Below are 18,204 nucleotides of genomic sequence, written 5' to 3'. Positions count from 1 at the left end.
CCTGCTTCCTTTGTCATTTGTCCTTCGTCTAAAACTAATACTTCTCTACGAGAGGCTTCTCTTTCAGAGACGCTACGCGAACGCTCAGTACAACTGACTAATGACCAATGACTAACTTAGTATGTTTCTACGTGCCAACGACCGGCTTTCTTGAGTTGCTTCTGGTAATCACTCCAGGTTACGCCTTCCTTAGCAGCAGCAGTTGTTAAGGCTGCATCAATACCTTCTTCCATACCGCGTAAACCGCAGATGTAGGTGTGAGTTTTTTCATTTTTAATCAACTGCCACAATTCATCTGCATGTTCTGCTACGCGGTCTTGGATGTACATTCTACCGCCTTGGGGATTTTTCTGTTCGCGGCTGATGGCACCAGTCAGGCGGAAGTTATCAGGATATTTTTGTTGAATTTCTTCCAGTTCTTCCTTATATAAGAGGTTTGGAGTTGTGGGAACGCCAAATATTAGCCAAGAGAATCCTTTAAATTCGTATTCTGGGTTAGCTGCTTTTTCCGCATCTTTAAACTGACGCCACAGATAAGCCCGCATCGGGGCAATGCCTGTTCCGGTTGCCAACATGATCACATTAGCATCAGGATCATTGGGTAACAACATTTCCTTACCCACAGGCCCTGTAATTTTTACATCTGCCCCTGGTTCTAAAAAACACAGATGTGTAGAGCAAACACCGTAAACTGTTTCGCCAGTTTCCGGGTGCTTGTACTCCAACTGGCGGATGCACAGTGATACTGTCTTATCATCCACATCATCGCCATGACGAGTTGAGGCGATGGAATATAGTCTGAGTTTTTCTGGCTTGCCGTTCTTGTCTAATCCTGGTGGAATAATCCCAATACTTTGACCTTCTATATACTTCAAATCACCGGCAGAAATGTCAAACTTGAGGTGTTGAACAATACCAATACCACCTTCTTTGACTAGCGGTTCATTAGATATTACCTTGCCAATAAATGGAGCATTGGGACGGTAAGTGTTCACAGGAACGTCACCGTGGTCTTTTTTGGCTTTCGCTTGAGTCATGGTGTTGCCTTTCTTGAGCTGTTCTTCAGCTAGTGGTTTAGCGAAGTCTTGGACTTCACTATTAGTATTCACAGGTGTGGCTTTACCATTTCCTTCACTGTTAGCAGTTTCCCCAGATGTAGCTAACTCGCTGACTTCGCTTGTAGCATTCCCAAATGAGGCTTCACCATTAACTGGTTCTAGAGCAGTTATAGGCTGGATGCTAACAATTGTGCCGCCTAGACGAGTGATACGTCGCATTTCTTGATTCATGCGGTTGTAAGGCACTCTGATGAACACACTGCCACTTTTACGGATTGGGTAGTTAGTTTGATCGGTTTCTTCGCTCTGACGCAAACCTACCACTTCATAGACGAAGAGGCGGCTACCTAATTCTGTGTTGGCAGCACCCTCAACAGCACCTTGATTGTACATTCGTTCTAGCACTCCGATAATTTACTTAACCGTTTTTCAAAAAAAAACTATTCCCCTACCTTGCCAGCTTTAGTTTACCGGATTTTCGTTTCATAAAACTGGCCTTGAAGGAAAAACGGCATCATTAAATTAATGCCTTGCTAAGTACACTCACCAAAGATATGCAGGCATAGCAAAAAACACACCTGTTCATCTTTTAAGGTAAAGGATAAGTCTTGTGGAGAATGTTAATAATGAGTCAATTTAATCTTTTTTTCGTTAACTAGCAAGTGGAGTAAAAAATCTCTGATGTCACAGACGATTCCCGATCAATTGGCAATCTCATACTCACTGCAAGCGCCGAGTGTGAGTAGTTCACAGCCAATAATTTGACTAATGCAAGTTGTTGGCTCATTCGTTAGATAGATTTTGGCTTTGAATATCTTAAACATTGTCGAGCCGGAATTACAATTTAGCAAGGTCAAAGAATTCGCTGCCAGAATAAATTCTACCTTATAGACTTGATTATATAGAGTCACAACTAGGATAATGACAGCGCTGCAACACTTATGGGCGATACTGATCCCCATTTTTAAATTAACAACTAAATCAACAAAATCATTGATAAACCACGCTAATTCTTCTTGAGGGCAAATCTTGTATGGGATACCCCCTTCTGTTAAAATCAAATATACCACTAGGATTAAATACTTACCGGCACCAACATTCAGGCTAGTCCGACGGGTAGCAGCTTATTACTTTGTTGTCTACCCGTTTGGTGTCTTATAGCAGTGCTGGGTAGCAAGAACGCAGGATAAACCAAAGGGGTAAACTCCTGGCTTCAAAATCTGCTGTGTGAAAAATTATTGAGACAACTTTAGTATTGTAGAGGAGATTTATGACAAATAAGCCGGAACGAGTGGTACTGATTGGAGTAGCCGGAGACTCTGGGTGCGGTAAATCTACGTTTTTGCGTCGTTTGATAGATTTGTTTGGTGAAGATTTGATGACAGTCATCTGCTTGGATGACTATCACTCGCTCGATCGCAAACAGCGCAAAGAAACTGGGATAACGGCACTAGACCCCAGGGCGAACAATTTTGACCTGATGTATGAGCAAATTAAAGCGCTCAAAAGTGGTAAAGGGATTGATAAGCCGATTTACAACCACGAAACAGGCTTGCTTGATCCGCCAGAACGGGTGGAGCCGAATCGGATTATAGTTGTGGAAGGGCTGCATCCTTTATATGATGAGCGGGTGCGATCGCTAATCGACTTCAGTGTTTATTTTGACATTAGCGATGAAGTCAAAATTGCCTGGAAAATTCAGCGAGATATGGCTGAACGCGGTCATCGCTACGAAGATGTCTTAGCGCAAATCAATTCCCGCAAACCTGACTTTGAAAAGTTTATCGAACCACAAAGAGAATTTGCCGATGTGGTTCTCCAGGTGTTACCCACAAACTTGATCAAAAACGACACGGAGCGCCGAGTCTTAAGAGTACGTATGCTCCAACGGGAAGATAAGGAAGGCTTTGAGCCAACCTACCTGTTTGATGAAGGCTCAACAATTAATTGGACTCCCTGTGGACGTAAGCTGACCTGTTCTTACCCTGGTATGCAACTGTACTATGGTTCAGATGTTTACTACGGTCGTTACGTCTCAGTATTAGAGGTGGATGGTCAATTTGACAACTTGGAAGAAGTCATTTATATCGAAACCCATCTCAGCAATACATCCACTAAATATCAGGGTGAATTGACTCACTTGCTACTCCAGCACCGCGAGTATCCAGGTTCCAATAATGGTACTGGTTTCTTCCAAGTGCTTACAGGTTTGAAAATGCGTGCTGCCTATGAGCGGTTGACAGCTACAGAAGCAAAGTTAGCGGTTCAGGTTTAAAAGCTTGTGGGGGCGCTTCTGGGTGTCCCCTTTTTTTGTGTTATTAAATACATTATTTCCACAAAATAATTAGCATACATTTATCTTCTTTACAGATACTTACCTTATAACTAGTGGTTTTTATCAATATCAAGAAGATACTAACTACTGAAGTATAAATATTGTTATGATTTCAGAAATTAGTAGTTGAACTAAATACCGACATTTAGTCAGCGAAAAAAATTCAAGTCAGGAGGAATTACCTTTGTCTCGTCGATATCTATTTACCTCCGAGTCAGTCACCGAAGGTCATCCAGATAAAATCTGCGATCAGATTTCTGATACCATTCTGGATGCCCTACTGACACAAGACCCCAGCAGCCGTGTTGCTGCTGAAGTAGTAGTTAATACTGGCTTGGTGCTAATCACTGGCGAAATAACCACCAAAGCCAATGTGAATTTCGTCAATCTCGCCCGCAAGAAAATTGCCGAAATTGGCTATACCAATGCCGATAATGGTTTTTCTGCTAACAGCACCAGCGTTCTGCTGGCTATAGACGAACAATCACCCGATATTGCCCAAGGCGTTAACACCGCCCACGAAAGCCGCCAGCAAGATAGTGATGAACTATTCGACAAAATTGGCGCCGGCGATCAAGGTATAATGTTTGGCTTTGCTAGCAACGAAACATCAGAACTGATGCCCTTACCCATCAGTCTGGCTCATCGCATTGCCCGGCGATTGGCAGCAGTTCGCAAAACGGGTGAACTACCATACCTGCGTCCTGATGGCAAAACCCAAGTAACTGTAGTCTACGAAGACGGACGCCCAGTAGGCATTGATACTATCCTGATTTCCACCCAGCATACAGCTACTATTGGGGAAATCACAGATGAGGCGGCAGTACAAGCCAAAATTAAACAAGACCTCTGGGCAGCAGTGGTCGAACCTGTTTTTGGCGACATTGACATTAAGCCTAATGAGGAAACACGTTTTTTAGTCAACCCCACTGGCAAATTTGTCGTTGGTGGCCCTCAGGGAGACTCTGGTTTGACCGGACGGAAAATAATCGTTGACACCTACGGTGGTTATTCACGACATGGTGGCGGCGCTTTTTCCGGCAAAGACCCCACGAAGGTAGACCGCTCTGCTGCTTATGCGGCTCGTTATGTGGCGAAAAATATTGTCGCTGCCGGGTTAGCAGAAAAAGTTGAAATCCAGCTATCCTATGCTATTGGCGTAGCGCGACCAACAAGCATTCTAGTGGATACCTTTGGCACCGGCAAAGTGGATGAAGAAACCTTACTGGAATTAATCAACCAGCACTTTGAACTGCGTCCGGCGGGGATTATCCATACCTTCAACTTACGCAATTTACCAAGTGAACGAGGCGGACGTTTTTATCAGGACGTCGCGGCTTACGGTCACTTTGGGCGGACTGATTTAGACTTGCCTTGGGAACAGACCGATAAAGCCGAGTTGTTAAAGCAAGCGGTAAAGGAGTCACTTTCGGGAGTAGTTGCTCAGGCAGTAACTTAGATTTATACGCTACTGCAAAAACTTAGTTTATCTACGTGAGGGTATTGGTAACTTGATAAGTTAGCTGTGCCCTCATTTTTTGCTAGCCACCTGAATATCGAAAAGTAAAACTACCCTATGCTGTCTTAATAACAGCGATCGCTACGGCTTTGCAACACAACCAAAATTTTAATTATTAATTAGATATCAATATTTATCTGTTCTATCTGTCTAGCAGCTTTATCCCAAAGCTTTGCAGAAATCTCATCTTTCCAATGACTTCTGAGATTTTCTGCTTTTTTATGACTGATTCGTTCTAACATTTCTAGAACTGCGGATAATGTTAATTGATCAACAATTGTCTCCAAAGAATCCATATATTCTTTTGTCATAACTCACCTCTTCAATAACTTTTAAAATTTTGTACTAATTTTACATATTCACATTGCTAATCTATATTATTACATTTAACAACTATATTCAGTGAAAAATTTGAGAAAGTTGTGAGGAATGCCAATAAACGAGAATTTTTTATCCAGGAGAAGTTTTTGTATTTAAAACTGCTGCTTTGTAATTGCAGTCATGGATAGCTTACTCTAACTGTGCTATTTTCGTGAGAGTTTATGAATTACCCCCAAATTCTTTGCTCTTTTCGCAAACAGCACAGTGTCAGCAAAGCTTGTCTCTATAGTCCGCGACATACTGCATTAGATGAGCAACCGATTGACAACTCACAACACAAACGGAGATTACGCAATACCGACACCACCCGTTATGCCATAAACTTCTCCTGTGATGTAGCTTGCCTCCTGTGAAGCAAGGAGAACGTATATTGGAGCGATCTCTACCGGCTGTCCGGGTCGTCCTATCGGAACCGTAGAGCCAAATTTCTCAATCTTTTCTTGAGTCTGACCGCCACTGGGCTGTAGCGGTGTCCAGAAGGGGCCTGGCGCTACAGCATTGACGCGCACACCCTTCTCAATCATTTGTTTGGAAAGTGCTTTGGTGAAAGCAACAATGCCTGCTTTGGTGAGCGCATAGTCAATGATGTTCTCTGAAGGTTCATACGCCTGAATAGAAGTTGTATTAATGATGGCTGCACCCGGTTTCAGGTGTGGCACTGCCGACTGCGTAATCCAAAAGAGCGCGTATAGGTTGGTTTTAAGCACCTTATCGAACTGCTCGGTGCTAATATCGCCAAGGGAAGGCTGAGTCTCTTGTGCGCCGGCATTGTTGACAAGAATATCTAAACCGCCCAGAGATTCTACTGCATCCGCCACCAGTTTTCGGCAAAAATTCTCATCCGTAATGTCACCTGCAAGAGCCACGGCTTTGCGTCCCGCTTGTTCGATCAGTTCTATAACCTCTCGTGCATCCGCCTCTTCACTGGGAAGATAGGAGATTGCCACATCAGCCCCTTCACGCGCAAACGCGATCGCTACGGCACGTCCGATACCGGAATCTCCTCCGGTGATCAACGCCTTTCGGTTTGTAAGTTTTCCACATCCTGTATAGCTCTCCTCGCCGTGATCCGGCTGAGGAATCATCTGTTGAGCAAGTCCCGGTGCAGGCTGCGGCTGACGGGGGAAGGGCGGCCCTGGATATTGCTGACGTGGATCTTGCATTTTCAATCGATCGTTTGCCATCTCTTGCTCCCCTATGGTGATGTATTTAATTGTAAAATCACTTTTCCATCGCATCTACCCACTTAGTGCAATATTATTGTTGTAATTAGTAACAGATTTAAGACTCTAGCGCATCTCTTCGACTCTACCTTTCGGGAGACCCACAACAAAGCCAACTCATGGATAGCAAGACCTTTGGGAGGTTATTGGCAGCAGGTAAACAATATTTACCTTGCTTGTGGTCGTTAATTTGATGCTGAACTCCCGCTAATAACCTATCAGTTTGGTGAACTTTGGATTCTTTTCAAATCTGAATGTTTTTTTAGGTTTAACTTTTGCATTCAGCCGTTGTCGGAGTAGAAGGTTGTTGCACGCTATTGTTAACAGTTTTTGCTTCTACAAAAGCTTCTCGACCTGTAATCAATCTAGAACGACGATTACGAGTGATATAATTCCACGCCCACTGAATTGCTACTACTATTTTAGTGTCAAACTCGATTAAGAAGTAGATGTGAATTACTAGCCAAAAGAGCCAAGCAATGAAACCTTTGAGTTTGATTAAGCCTAAATCTACAACAGCTAAATTTTGCCCAATCATCGCCAAAGTACCCACGTCATTGTAACGAAATTGTGGCAAAGTATTACCTTGAAGCCTGCGTTTAATGAGTTTAGCTACATACTCTCCTTGTTGTTTGGCTACAGGTGCAACACCAGGTAAGGGTTTACCATTTTGATGGGAAAAGTTGCCTAAATCTCCCACTACAAAAATGTTTTTATAACCCTTGATAGACAAGTCCGGTTCTACAATCACACGTCCGGAGCGATCGCACTCTACACCTGTACTTTCTGCTAGGGCTTTACCCATAGGCGAACCTTGAACACCTGCTGCCCACAATATAGTTTTTGAGGTAATTTCAGTCAATTCATCGCCTTGCTTGAAAGTAACGATCTGATTTTCAATATTTGTTACTCTGGTGTTAGTGTAGACAGCTACACCTAACTTTTGCAAAGATTCTGCTGCTACTTTCGATAACTCTGGCGCAATGTGTGGGAGGATGCGATCGCCCCCTTGCAATAGTAAAATTCTCGCTTCTGAGGTGTTAATGCTGCGGAAATCTTCTTTGAGAGTTTGGTATGTCAATTCCGCGATCGCACCTGCTAATTCTACACCGGTCGGACCACCCCCCACAATCACAAAAGTCAACAAAGCACGGCGAATTTCTGGATCAGTTGCTTTTTCTGCCGCTTCAAATGCCGAAAATATCTGGCGACGCATTTCTATGGCATCTTCAACAGTTTTCAAGCCAGGAGCAAATTCTTTCCAGTTATCCTTACCAAAATAGGAATGGTTAGCACCTGTGGCGACAATCAATGTATCATAAGGTACTATTTCATCACCCAAAATAACTTGTTGCGCTTTTGGATCAATATCATTTACTTCTCCCAACAACACTTTTGTATTCTTGCTTTTGCTGAATAGAGATCGCAATGGTGCGGAAATATCAGCAGGTGACAGCGTACCTGTGGCAACTTGATATAAAAGCGGCTGAAATAGGTGAAAGTTACGTTTATCAATCAGAGTAACATTTACATTTGCTGTCTTCAGAGCTTTTGCTGTATACAGTCCACCAAAGCCACCACCAACGATAACAACCTGATGTGGTGCATTCTTTTCAAGTGAGACTACCATAATAAATATTTCCTTGTGTTAAGAACTTGTAACTATTCTTAACAAAAAGGTAACAGCATTATGATATAGGTTGCCGTTTATTTAGAACAATTGAAAAAATAATGAAAGTAGCCAAAGTTAGTAATGAGTCTTAAATTTCTGCGGCAGAATCAAATTTGTTGTCTACAGTTATATGCTGAAGGAGGGTGCTAGGGCTAAAGTTTTCTTTTGATCAGCGAGGAGAACGCGATCGCAGAGGTTAAACAGTTCTACCTCAGTCTGTGTCTGTCGCATCAGCCGCAGGAAATCACCTTCAGCATCAACATTTAGGGCAATATAGTTGAGGAACATTTTGAGGTAGCCTACGCGCGATCGCTCTGGCATAGTTGCTGCTGTGGGGGTTTGCCATAAACGATCAATATAGTTGCGTACCTGTACTAAAGGAACGGGCGTGATCGTCTCGAAGCGCAAAGCTTGCCGAATTTGATTAAAAAGCCAAGGATTCCCGATCGCCCAGCGTCCCACCATCACACCCGCCGCACCCGTTTGAGAAAGCACTTCAACAGCAGTTGTCGCCGAGTCGATATTGCCATTGGCAAGCACTGGACAATCGACTCGTCTTACCGCTTTAGCAATCAAATCATATTTTACTGCCCCGTGGTACATATCTTTCACCGTGCGACCATGCAAACTCAGTAAATCAATGCTGTGGCGATTGATTATATCTAGAATTTCGTAAAAGTTATCTGTATTTTCAAACCCTACGCGCATCTTCACGGTCAAAGGTCGATCGTTGACAGCAGAACGCAGTTCTCCCAAAATCCGATCCACTTTTTCTGGTGAGAGTAGCAATCCACCCCCAACATTTTTGCGATATATTCTAGGTGCTGGACAGCCCATGTTCAAGTCAACTCCAGCGATATTATAGTTGCAGAGTTCCTTTGCTGTTCTTACTAAGTCTGGAATGCTTTCGCCAATCATTTGAGCAAAAACGGGGCGACCCGTGTCGTTTTCGGTGATTGCTGTCAGAATGCTACGATTGAGCCGTGAGGTATCATTGACGCGGAAATACTCGGTGAAGAAGTAGTCAGGACTGCCGTAGTGAGCAATGACCTTCATAAACCAGAGGTTTGTCACATCCTGCATGGGCGCAAGAGCGGTGAGAGGTAGGTATGGATGAAGCGATTGGGGAAGCGATACCTGGGACATAGAGATCAGGAGCAATCGACAAAGCATCACTCTATCAAAAAATGGTTACTTGTTAGGAACTGCGAACATAAAAGCCCAAAGCTGTAATCAAGGTAATTTTGGAAGCAATCAATTCTTTCCTTGATAAAATTCATACCTTAATAGTCATTGTCAGCCACACAAATCCCTTTGCATTTAATACCATTCGTAGCGGTACGCTGACAGTGAGAACATAGAACTTTTTCGTTTTCTGTTTCTTGATTTATCTTTATATTGGTGCTTGCCGTTAAAAAGTCTTTTTCGGTCTGGATTTTTACAGTCATAAAAATGAAGGAATTTTTTGCGGTATACATTTTATCAACTCGCGGCAGTTTCTCCTGCAAGAACTGAAAGTTTCACATGAATCCTAATTTCCCCATTGCTTTCCACAAATTGCGTCGTTGCTGATGCTGAACTTTCCATTCCGACAACAACCTCTGATAGTTTTGTGGTGCAAGTAAAGTCATTCACTACGCTGACAATCGACCAGCACCCACCCTTGCCTCTCAGTTCTGAGTTGTCTTTGACTAAGATTTGGCAGATTTCGCTAATTTGGATTGATAGCCTACAGCGTGTATGACTAAATCCAATAATAAGCGAGGATGAGAGTCAACACAGTTAGGGGTAGACCAAAACGTAAATGTTCCCAGAACGACAAGTGATAACCAAGTTTTGCAACAGCCTCAGCAACAATTAAATTAGCAACTGAACCTAACAAAGTTAGATTACCTGCCAAGGTAGAACTTGCTGCTAATAATAACCAGGTTTTTGTGTCTGGATGGGGAAGTAAATGTTGTAATAGCAATACTGCTGGAACATTGGAAACTAAATTTGAAAGCAGAGCAGTAACTCCTAATATGCTCAAGGGAGTATGAACTAAACCGCCAAATAAATTCAATATTCCTAATTTTTGCACTCCAGCAGTCACAATAAATAGTCCAGAAAACATCACCAGTAAATCCCAATCTACTTTATTTAAAACTCGTTGCGGTTTGATTCGCCTAGTAATAAATAGTAAACCAGCAGCTACGAATGTTGCTTGGGCTGGGGGTATTCCAATTAAAAATGCAATTAATAGTCCTGCGGTTATCAATAGGCTTTTAGTAAGTAACGGTTTAAATATGCGGTAACGCACGGGGGTTCCACTTGGACAAGACTTAGTAGAACGGACATCAGGATAAAGCCACCACAGTAACCCAATTTGAATCAACAAACTTATTAATGCGATGGGAGTCAATGCTTTAGCAAAATCGAGATAGCTGATACCAGAGAAGGAACCAATTAGGATATTTTGCGGATTGCCACTTAAGGTAGCTACTGAACCCAGATTAGTTGCTCCCGCCAAGGCAAGTAAGTAAGGAATAGGATTGAGGTTCAAAGTTTGGGTTAAGCCGAGAACCAAAGGAGTCAAAATTAGAGCGATAGTATCATTCAGAAAAAAAGCGGAGAGAATTCCACTGCCAAAAGTTAAAATAATCAGCAAACCTAAAGGGCTGCGGGTAAAGTGTGTAACTGTATCAAGGGTTAGTTGGAAAAAACCAGCGTAAGCTAAGTTTGTGCTGATTACCATCATGCTAAATAGGAAAATCAGCGTTTTATAGTCTATAGCTTGCCATGCTTCTTTGAGGTCTAATACCCCGAATGCCATCAGCAAAGATGCACCAACTAAAGCAATACTGGCTCGGTTCATCCGCAAACCAGGTAGATACCCTAAACCCAAACCTATATAAGTCAGCCCAATGATAATGTATCTGAAAACAATCATGATTTCGCTAGATTCTTTTAACGTGATACCTTTCTATTAACTCCTGTTTTTATTTCAGGTACACAGAACCAAAAAACTCCCAAAGCCACAACTGCGTAGGCATAGCCCGCCACAGGTCTTACCCTGAGCTTGCCGTTGGCGTAGCCTCTCGTAGAGAAGGGCATCGCTGCTAAAATCAAAAAACCAACATTGTAACCAGCACTTTTAACCACAAAGCCAGCTAAGACATTGCTCAAACCCGCACCAATACCAATAGCAGTGTTTAGTATCCCTTGGGTAACATTAAATCTTCCTGTGCCTTTAGTCAAATCAGCTACCATCAACACGGAAAGTACACCAAAAATCCCGGCTCCAATACCATCCAGAATTGGCACAGAAACGAGAAAATAGGGATTGTCTGAAAGCGTATACAGCACTCCTCGAATCGGTAAGACGGCAAAGCCAAGCACAAATATGGGTTTTCGGGCTGCATTTGCGAAACGCCCAGCCAAGTTGGACACCGGAATCATCACTAACTGAGCCACAATGATACAAGCAGACATCTAAACTGTGTCACTTGTCCCTTTACCCTGCGCCAATTCTTGACCAACTAGCGGTAACATAGCAGCATTGGCAAAGTGAAAGAGAACTACTGCAACAGTAAAAAAAGGATTTTGCGATCGCTTAATAATTGCAATATGCCTTCATAACGATGTTGATGTTTTTCTTTATCCTCCGCCTCGCCCTCTTCACCATCTCCACGCCCTAGTTCCAATTTTCTGAAGCTTTGAAGTAAATGCTCAGATATGGCCCAACACCATCGCGCACATCTGCGAGAAACACATTCAAGTAATCAAGCGATCGCAAACTCTTCTTACTCGGTTTTTGCTGTTTTTGCATAAGTCTTTAGTGATATTTTGTGAACTATGGAACAATACGCCTAAGTATATTTAGCTATGGAGAGGTCACAATACTCTCATGCAAAAATCGTGCTAAATCTACTAGCCGCCCTTTTAACAACTTCTGGAGGTTTAAGTCAAAAGCAACTAATAAACCGCAAGTATTGTGGCGGGGTCTAAATCCCCGTTGCAAAACTTAATTACGAATTATTTTAATTGTTTTTTTTAGAATTTTAACCCGATCCGGGGTGTTAAGCTGTCGCGCAGAGATTGCCGACAACTATTTCGAGAGGAAATTACGCAAGAGTCTGTGATTTATCAAGATATCCTTCAGAGAGGAAGACAGCAGGAAGCGCAAGCACTGACAAGATGCGAACAATTGCAGAAATTAACGAGAAAATCAGCCGCCAACGTGCGGTAGTGTTGACAACTGAAGAATTAAAAGCACGAGTTGTAGAAATCGGTGTTACTAAAGCTGCTAAAGAAGTTGATGTAATTACTACTGGCACCTTTGAGCCGATGGAATCAAGTGGTGCAATTATCAATCTGGGACACACCGACCCTCCGATAAAAATTCGCCGATGCTGGTTAGATGGCGTGCCAGCATACTCTGGTTTTGGGGCAGTCGATTTATATTTAGGTGCCAGTTCTGCTGTGGAGACGATGGACGGGGAAGAAGTCCGAGAACGTGGCGGTGGTCATGTAATCGAAGATTTGATCGCTGGTAAACCTATACACGTAAAAGCGCAAGGACAAGTAACAGATTGTTACCCCAGAGCAGCTTTTGAAACTACAATTACCAGTGAAACGATTAATCAGTTTTATTTATTTAACCCGCGCAATCTTTATCAAAATTTTATTGTTGGTGTAAATGGTGGCGATCGCCCCCTCTTCACCTATCTCGGACCATTACAACCGCGTCTAGGGAATGCCGTTTACTCTAACCCCGGTGCGATTTCTCCCTTACTCAACGACCCCGATTTGCAACTCGTTGGTATAGGTACTCGAATTTTTTTAGGCGGTGGTGTTGGCTATGTCGCTTGGGAAGGCACTCAGCACTTCCCTTTACAAAAGCGTTTAGCTAATCGTACACCGATTGGGCCTTGTGCCACTTTAGCTTTAATTGGTGATGCCAAGCAAATGGATGCTCATTGGGTACGAGGGTGTTACTTCAAAAGTTATGGTCCCTCATTGATGTTAGGCGTTGGTGTACCACTCCCTGTATTAAATGAACAAGTAGTTGAACACTGTGCCGTGCAAGATCAAGACTTAGTAGCCCCAATAGTGGATTTTTCCATTCCCCGGCGCGTCCGTCCCACCTTTGGTTTAGTGAGTTATGCCCAACTCAAATCTGGGCGGATCACCATTGAGGGCAAAGCAGTACGCGTTGCCCCCTTAGCGAGTTTGTTTTTTTCTAGGCAAGTTGCCCTAGAGTTGAAAAAGTGGATCGAAGCAGGTACATTTACCCTCACGGAAGCAGTTTCCCCAATTCCAATGGATCGAGCTTTTCTGCCCCAAGATCGTCGGACGGATTTTTGATACTGGGGAATGGGGAATGGGGAATGGGGAGTAGGGGGAGATGAGGGAGTAAGGGAGAAGAATTAATAACCAATGCCCCATACCCAATGCCCCATGCCCAATGCCCAATCCCCTACTCAAGAGTCGGTTTCGGTCGCTTGATGGGCTTAGGAGCGGGCGTTTTTGGTATAGGTTTTGACACCACAGAGGGGTCGCCACCTGCGCCTGTTTTCTTGATCGGACGGGGGGTTTCGCCAGTGCGTCTGGGGGGGAATGGTTTTCTTCCACCAGCACCACCAGCACCACCAGCACGAGGGGCACCTTTGAATGGTGGTTTGCGTTTTTTGGGTAAGTCAGCGATCGCCTCAGCTTTTTCTACTACCAAAACGTCAGCTTCCCGCTTGGCTTGGAAGTCCCAGAACTTTCCTACTGCTTTGGTGGTCAGCACACCCCTCAATTTCAACTTAAAATACTTGGGTTTGTCAGTTGATTTCCGTGGAGCCTGCCTAATTTTGACTACCAAGCTCTTAGTATCAAAAGACTGGTATACTACTTCACCACGAACAGAAAAACCACCATCTGCAACTTCTGATGAGGGTATCAGGGCAGTTGTACTTAATTCAGAATTTTCCGATAAGCCATCATCGGGTGTCTGTAACTCTTGCAACTCCAAATCTGAGTCGTCCTCATCTGTTGAGTTTTTAGCCAGATTTTCTGGCTCCCAAACTCCAACGATTTGGATGTGCAAGGTATCATTTTCTTGTCTAGTCCGTGGATATACTACCCACAAGTGTTCTTTTTCTAAGTCTAGGTGATTCTTGACTAAACTCATAATCCGGCCTAGGAGGACGGCATTGAGTTCTACACCATCTGCGGTTAGCAGTGTACCTTGAGTAAATTGTTCGCTGCTAGCATGATAGCGACCCCGGACTAACCCGATCGCTCGATATTGCATCGGCTCACTGGGAGGCGGAATCGGTTGCTGTCGATTGGCCAAGTTCCCATTTGAGTCAGTCTCGCTGGGGTTGACAGGCGAATTTTCAACTTCTTTAGAGGACTGGGCTGCTATATGAACATTAGCGGCTGTCTCTACGTTAGTTTGGCCTTGGTTAGAGGCAGAAGAATTGGAGGATTCAGGCAACGGCATCAGGTCGGAATTCATAAAAACTCCTTGCGGCGGAGACACATCCCATTGTGGGATTTTACAAAGGCAGCTGGAAAGAGCATTTGTGCGACTGATGAAAGTATATTGGCTTTTAACAAAGTCACACCAGGGTACTCTATACAATCCTAAAAGCGCTAAATTTAGCGTATAAACACTAAATGTGTAATTTAGCGGCTTGACACTAGTTTGGGAAGCATATCATAGCTACAGTTCTGACGGCTCCTCCTAAAGTCATCACTTACTTTAGCAGTGTGGATAGTTAATTGTTATAAAATTCACAGGCAGTTGGCGGTATTCCGCAAAGTTTTGGAAATTTTTAACTTTACGATTTGTGTAAATGATAATGTCATTAGAATTCAGGAGAAAGACAAAACTGTGACTCAAACACGCAATCGCTGGATAGTTCAAGTTGTCTTGGTGCTGGCAATTCTTGCTTTTGTGGGTGTTTCGGTGATTCCCATAATTGGAGCATTTAATAATACGCCATCCTCAAACCAGAATATCGCTAGCACCAGAGGCAGTTTGCCCGGAGCTGACCAAAAATCAAAATTGGAAGACGAAGTACGGGGTTATGAGCTAGTTTTGCAAAGGGAACCAGAAAATCAGACTGCGCTTAAGGGTCTATTACAGGCGCGGCTACAATTACTCAGTCAAAAAGAAAAAAGTGAGATTAAACCAGTTGATATTCAAGTCGTCATTGAACCCCTAGAAAAGCTAGCGAAGCTGAATCCCCAACAATCAGAATATTCAGTGCTACTGGCTCAAGCCAAACAGCAAATTGGCGATCGCGAAGGAGCTGCTCAAGCTTATCGCTCTATTTTGTCTACTAAACCGGGCGATTTAAAGGCTTTGCAAGGAATGGTGTCTCTGTTGATAAATCAGCAACGCCCCGAAGCAGCCATTGGTTTGTTGCAAGAAACTCTCTCTAACGCAGCCCAAATAAATAAAATTCAGCCTGGAAGTGTAGATACAGTCGCTGTGCAAGTGCTGTTAGGTTCTGTTCACGCTTCCCAGAAACGCTACGCTCAAGCTAGCTCTGTATATGACCAAGCAATTAAGAAAGATCCCAAGGATTTTCGCCCCGTTGTGGCAAAAGCGATGCTCCTGAAACAACAGGGCAAAAACGCAGATGCAAAACCTTTATTTGATAGTGCCGCAGCTTTAGCACCTGCTCAATACAAAGACGAAATTAACAAAGCAGCAACGTTTTCCCCGATTCCTAATCCTGCTGCATCTCCCGCGCCTTCAGTGGAAAGTACTCCTAAGTAATGGGCATGGGGCAATTCAATTTTGGATTTTGGATTTGAGATTTTGGATTAAATTTCAATCTAAAATCTCAAATCTAAAATCTAAAATCTAAAATTCTTACTCCCCTCATGCTCCCTCAAGGGCAGCAACAACACCAAAGACCAAAAACAGGCATCCGCCAATCAGGGTGAGTTGACGCTCAGAAATGCGTCCGGCAATCATTTTGCCGCCGATAACTGCGATCGCAGCACAAATGGCATGTCCTAAAATTGCACCTATTGTCACTCCAATTGGATTATTACCTGCTGCTAGGGCAATCGTCGCAATTTGCGTGCGATCGCCCCACTCTGCCATAAATGTCAACACAAAAGCTTCTATTATAATTGCCAAGGAAGTCTTTTGCTTTGGTAGCTGCAAGTCTGCCTTTTTCACCGCAGCTTCGGCTTCTTCTACAACTTCTGTATCACAAGCAGCAGCCGACATCTTACTAGCGTCATACAGCAGCTTGATACCAAAGGCAATAAATAAAGCTATTTCGGCGTAATGAATATAAGCTTTTGGCAACAAAGATACCACTTGTCCAAATAGCACCGAAAGGATGGTCATTGCGGCTAAAGCGGCTGTCACACCTGTAAATACCAGCCGCCGGGGGTGGTGCATTGCCAAAATCACAGCAATAAAAAATGTTTTATCGCCTAGTTCTGAAACTGTAATTAATAATAAAGCTGCGGTAAAAGCTGTTAGCACTCTCTCAAGCTCCTGAAGAATCGTTTACCGATGTGAAGCTTGATGAGAACCAAAAGACCTCACCAAGTTTCACACTTTTCGGTGTGAACTTAGTGAAGGTCTCGCTTTCAAATATTGATTATTTGCCACCTGAACCAGGCTCATCGCCAGTATGTTGATTCAGATGTACTGGCTTTTTATCTTTTTGGCCAGCAGCTACTCCCCTTCTATGCATTTATAATTATACATTTTTTATAGGTAGAAGTCAAGGGAGTAGGGAATGCATCGGCATATACAGTCCGATTCAGTACTTACTCAGGTAAAAACTCCTCATCTGTGACTTCTGGTAGCTGGTATGGACACACCACAGGAAAGGATTCCACTGACAAACCAGTTTCAGCTTTTGCTTGCTTAAGCGCTTGTGCATAACACTCACCAAAAATGCTCTCAAGATAGGATTTGAGACTAGGCGAATCATCTAGAGCTTCTTTGACACGTCTACGATGTTCAATAATGCTTCCTTCCCAACTACCGTTTCTTTTTTCCGGTTGGAATTGCCATTTGAGCAAATGCACCAGAATTACAATCAGATTACTCTTGAGACTCCGACGCTCACTCCTTCCCATGTCGGCAATTTCTTCGATGAGGTTTTCCCAGTCCACGTTCGCGTAATCCTGACTTTGCAATTTTTCTACAGTCATTTCTATCCACTGCAAGTAATCAGCCTCATATAGCGTTTGGGAATGCGCCTTTAGAAAAAACATGGCAGTTTCCATAAGAAATGTTTAGATAATATCTCGCATATCTTTATAATTAACAGCGGTGCGTTAACACAATGTAACGCACCCTAGGGACTCTAAGAATTGGGAGGTATTAATTTTGTCAGAGGTGTAGTCTCGCGTTCCACTATGTAAAGGTTGTGATGTTTTGTTGACTCATCAGTATCGAGTGGAACGGTGAACACTAGATGAGCATAGCTTGTCTCTCCGTCTGCTTCTTTGAAAGGAGCAGCATGACAAATAACTGGGAACCTATCTTTCGTATGGACAATTAAAGGTTCCGCTAATTTAGCAATAATTCGAGTACCTCCAAAAATATAGCTCCGCTCTTGAGCAACTTTTAACTCAGGCAAAGTCCACCAATTGAAAACTATATCACCGTCACTTCTATCAGCAAGTTGCCATTTTTCACGATAGCTTTTTGGGGTTAAAGTTAACAAACCTTTACCTTCTTCAAGCCTCCTTCTTCTTGCTAAGTTAACTAAAGATGATTCAAATGCGGTGCCAATAACAACTCTAAAATTTGAAAATTCGTCATTCAAATCATTGTAGGTTAGGAGTGTATACATATCTCCAATCCCTTTGGCTGCATCTGTAATTACGTTGGCTACCAAGATTTGTTTGCCGTTAATAAGTTCTTCAAAGTCAAAAGAATCATCAATACGAGGTGGTTTAGGTGGTTTGGCAAAACCTTCTCCACCACTGCGTTTTACCTTTGCCATCACTCATCTTACTTTTAAAGATCATTTATCAAGTAAAAATCAAATTATTGC

The 18,204-nt window shown here is 43.1% G+C and carries 18 protein-coding genes; 4 read left to right on the top strand and 14 right to left on the bottom strand.

All coding sequences use genetic code 11. From position 1 onward, the window contains the following. Positions 1-116 precede the first annotated feature (116 nt). The gene (gene petH, locus V7K15_RS08395; RefSeq protein WP_334904729.1) at positions 117-1,451 is read right to left on the bottom strand and encodes a ferredoxin--NADP reductase; all 1,335 of its coding nucleotides are present in this window, start codon (positions 1,449-1,451) and stop codon (positions 117-119) included. Positions 1,452-1,759: 308 nt separating this feature from the next. After that, positions 1,760-2,119, bottom strand: coding sequence for a hypothetical protein (locus V7K15_RS08390; protein WP_334904727.1), 360 nt, complete (start codon positions 2,117-2,119; stop codon positions 1,760-1,762). A 209-nt stretch (positions 2,120-2,328) separates the two neighbouring features. Between V7K15_RS08390 and V7K15_RS08385 the strand changes: the two genes are divergently transcribed. Together V7K15_RS08385 and metK are read left to right on the top strand one after the other, a co-directional pair. Beyond that, on the top strand, positions 2,329-3,333 hold the full coding sequence (locus V7K15_RS08385; RefSeq protein WP_292790158.1) for a phosphoribulokinase: 1,005 nt from the start codon (positions 2,329-2,331) through the stop codon (positions 3,331-3,333). Positions 3,334-3,577: 244 nt separating this feature from the next. Beyond that, a complete protein-coding gene (metK, locus tag V7K15_RS08380) occupies positions 3,578-4,852 on the top strand; it encodes a methionine adenosyltransferase (RefSeq protein ID WP_334904725.1) in 1,275 nt (424 codons plus the stop codon). A 179-nt stretch (positions 4,853-5,031) separates the two neighbouring features. Here metK and V7K15_RS08375 read toward each other — a convergent pair whose 3' ends face one another. The 8 genes from V7K15_RS08375 to V7K15_RS08340 form a co-directional block, all read right to left on the bottom strand. Further along, on the bottom strand, positions 5,032-5,223 hold the full coding sequence (locus V7K15_RS08375; protein ID WP_334904724.1) for a hypothetical protein: 192 nt from the start codon (positions 5,221-5,223) through the stop codon (positions 5,032-5,034). 357 nt (positions 5,224-5,580) lie between these two features. Next, positions 5,581-6,477 (bottom strand): SDR family oxidoreductase, encoded by an 897-nt coding sequence (locus V7K15_RS08370; RefSeq protein WP_334904722.1) that lies wholly within the window; start codon positions 6,475-6,477, stop codon positions 5,581-5,583. Positions 6,478-6,784: 307 nt separating this feature from the next. Then, the gene (locus tag V7K15_RS08365) at positions 6,785-8,146 is read right to left on the bottom strand and encodes an NAD(P)/FAD-dependent oxidoreductase (protein ID WP_334904720.1); all 1,362 of its coding nucleotides are present in this window, start codon (positions 8,144-8,146) and stop codon (positions 6,785-6,787) included. Positions 8,147-8,314: 168 nt separating this feature from the next. Further along, positions 8,315-9,334 carry a tRNA-dihydrouridine synthase family protein gene (locus tag V7K15_RS08360; protein WP_334904719.1) on the bottom strand — a complete coding sequence of 340 codons (1,020 nt, stop codon included), beginning with the start codon at positions 9,332-9,334 and terminating at the stop codon, positions 8,315-8,317. A 598-nt stretch (positions 9,335-9,932) separates the two neighbouring features. Next, entirely contained in the window at positions 9,933-11,117 is a 1,185-nt protein-coding gene (locus V7K15_RS08355) for an anion transporter (protein WP_334904717.1), read from the bottom strand. A 17-nt stretch (positions 11,118-11,134) separates the two neighbouring features. Further along, on the bottom strand, positions 11,135-11,659 hold the full coding sequence (locus V7K15_RS08350) for an MFS transporter (RefSeq protein WP_334904715.1): 525 nt from the start codon (positions 11,657-11,659) through the stop codon (positions 11,135-11,137). Between the two features lie 86 nt (positions 11,660-11,745). Next, positions 11,746-11,871 (bottom strand): hypothetical protein, encoded by a 126-nt coding sequence (locus tag V7K15_RS08345; protein ID WP_334904712.1) that lies wholly within the window; start codon positions 11,869-11,871, stop codon positions 11,746-11,748. After that, positions 11,862-11,996 carry a hypothetical protein gene (locus tag V7K15_RS08340; RefSeq protein WP_334904710.1) on the bottom strand — a complete coding sequence of 45 codons (135 nt, stop codon included), beginning with the start codon at positions 11,994-11,996 and terminating at the stop codon, positions 11,862-11,864. The genes V7K15_RS08345 and V7K15_RS08340 overlap by 10 nt, the downstream gene beginning before the upstream one ends. 368 nt (positions 11,997-12,364) lie before the next feature. On the opposite strand from V7K15_RS08340, the gene V7K15_RS08335 reads away from it, so the two are divergent. Beyond that, positions 12,365-13,534: a homocysteine biosynthesis protein gene (locus V7K15_RS08335; RefSeq protein WP_334904708.1), complete on the top strand. Its 1,170-nt coding sequence runs from the start codon at positions 12,365-12,367 to the stop codon at positions 13,532-13,534. Positions 13,535-13,646: 112 nt separating this feature from the next. On the opposite strand, the gene V7K15_RS08330 is transcribed toward V7K15_RS08335, so the two are convergent. Continuing rightward, entirely contained in the window at positions 13,647-14,675 is a 1,029-nt protein-coding gene (locus V7K15_RS08330; RefSeq protein WP_334904706.1) for a hypothetical protein, read from the bottom strand. Between the two features lie 378 nt (positions 14,676-15,053). Between V7K15_RS08330 and V7K15_RS08325 the strand changes: the two genes are divergently transcribed. Next, the gene (locus V7K15_RS08325; RefSeq protein WP_334904704.1) at positions 15,054-15,947 is read left to right on the top strand and encodes a tetratricopeptide repeat protein; all 894 of its coding nucleotides are present in this window, start codon (positions 15,054-15,056) and stop codon (positions 15,945-15,947) included. Between the two features lie 105 nt (positions 15,948-16,052). On the opposite strand, the gene V7K15_RS08320 is transcribed toward V7K15_RS08325, so the two are convergent. From V7K15_RS08320 to V7K15_RS08310, 3 genes are all read right to left on the bottom strand, one after another. After that, positions 16,053-16,673 (bottom strand): TMEM165/GDT1 family protein, encoded by a 621-nt coding sequence (locus V7K15_RS08320; protein ID WP_334904702.1) that lies wholly within the window; start codon positions 16,671-16,673, stop codon positions 16,053-16,055. 290 nt (positions 16,674-16,963) lie between these two features. Next, entirely contained in the window at positions 16,964-17,416 is a 453-nt protein-coding gene (locus tag V7K15_RS08315) for a DUF29 domain-containing protein (RefSeq protein ID WP_334904700.1), read from the bottom strand. Positions 17,417-17,508: 92 nt separating this feature from the next. Next, positions 17,509-18,153 (bottom strand): hypothetical protein, encoded by a 645-nt coding sequence (locus V7K15_RS08310; RefSeq protein WP_334904698.1) that lies wholly within the window; start codon positions 18,151-18,153, stop codon positions 17,509-17,511. Positions 18,154-18,204: the final 51 nt, after the last annotated feature.

The organism is Nostoc sp. (assembly GCF_036919815.1).
Taxonomy (GTDB): Bacteria; Cyanobacteriota; Cyanobacteriia; order Cyanobacteriales; family Nostocaceae; genus Nostoc.
Note: the sequence above shows the minus strand (reverse complement) of the source record. Positions and strands in the feature narration are given on the sequence as shown.

Excerpts from the sequence above, each read along its gene's own strand:
- petH (WP_334904729.1), bottom strand. The coding sequence starts at position 1,451 with ATGTACAATCAAGGTGCTGTTGAGGGTGCTGCCAACACAGAATTAGGT.
- V7K15_RS08385 (WP_292790158.1), top strand. The coding sequence starts at position 2,329 with ATGACAAATAAGCCGGAACGAGTGGTACTGATTGGAGTAGCCGGAGAC.
- V7K15_RS08375 (WP_334904724.1), bottom strand. The coding sequence starts at position 5,223 with ATGACAAAAGAATATATGGATTCTTTGGAGACAATTGTTGATCAATTA.
- V7K15_RS08370 (WP_334904722.1), bottom strand. The coding sequence starts at position 6,477 with ATGGCAAACGATCGATTGAAAATGCAAGATCCACGTCAGCAATATCCA.
- V7K15_RS08365 (WP_334904720.1), bottom strand. The coding sequence starts at position 8,146 with ATGGTAGTCTCACTTGAAAAGAATGCACCACATCAGGTTGTTATCGTT.
- V7K15_RS08360 (WP_334904719.1), bottom strand. The coding sequence starts at position 9,334 with ATGTCCCAGGTATCGCTTCCCCAATCGCTTCATCCATACCTACCTCTC.
- V7K15_RS08355 (WP_334904717.1), bottom strand. The coding sequence starts at position 11,117 with ATGATTGTTTTCAGATACATTATCATTGGGCTGACTTATATAGGTTTG.
- V7K15_RS08350 (WP_334904715.1), bottom strand. The coding sequence starts at position 11,659 with ATGTCTGCTTGTATCATTGTGGCTCAGTTAGTGATGATTCCGGTGTCC.
- V7K15_RS08340 (WP_334904710.1), bottom strand. The coding sequence starts at position 11,996 with ATGCAAAAACAGCAAAAACCGAGTAAGAAGAGTTTGCGATCGCTTGAT.
- V7K15_RS08335 (WP_334904708.1), top strand. The coding sequence starts at position 12,365 with ATGCGAACAATTGCAGAAATTAACGAGAAAATCAGCCGCCAACGTGCG.
- V7K15_RS08330 (WP_334904706.1), bottom strand. The coding sequence starts at position 14,675 with ATGAATTCCGACCTGATGCCGTTGCCTGAATCCTCCAATTCTTCTGCC.
- V7K15_RS08315 (WP_334904700.1), bottom strand. The coding sequence starts at position 17,416 with ATGTTTTTTCTAAAGGCGCATTCCCAAACGCTATATGAGGCTGATTAC.
- V7K15_RS08310 (WP_334904698.1), bottom strand. The coding sequence starts at position 18,153 with ATGGCAAAGGTAAAACGCAGTGGTGGAGAAGGTTTTGCCAAACCACCT.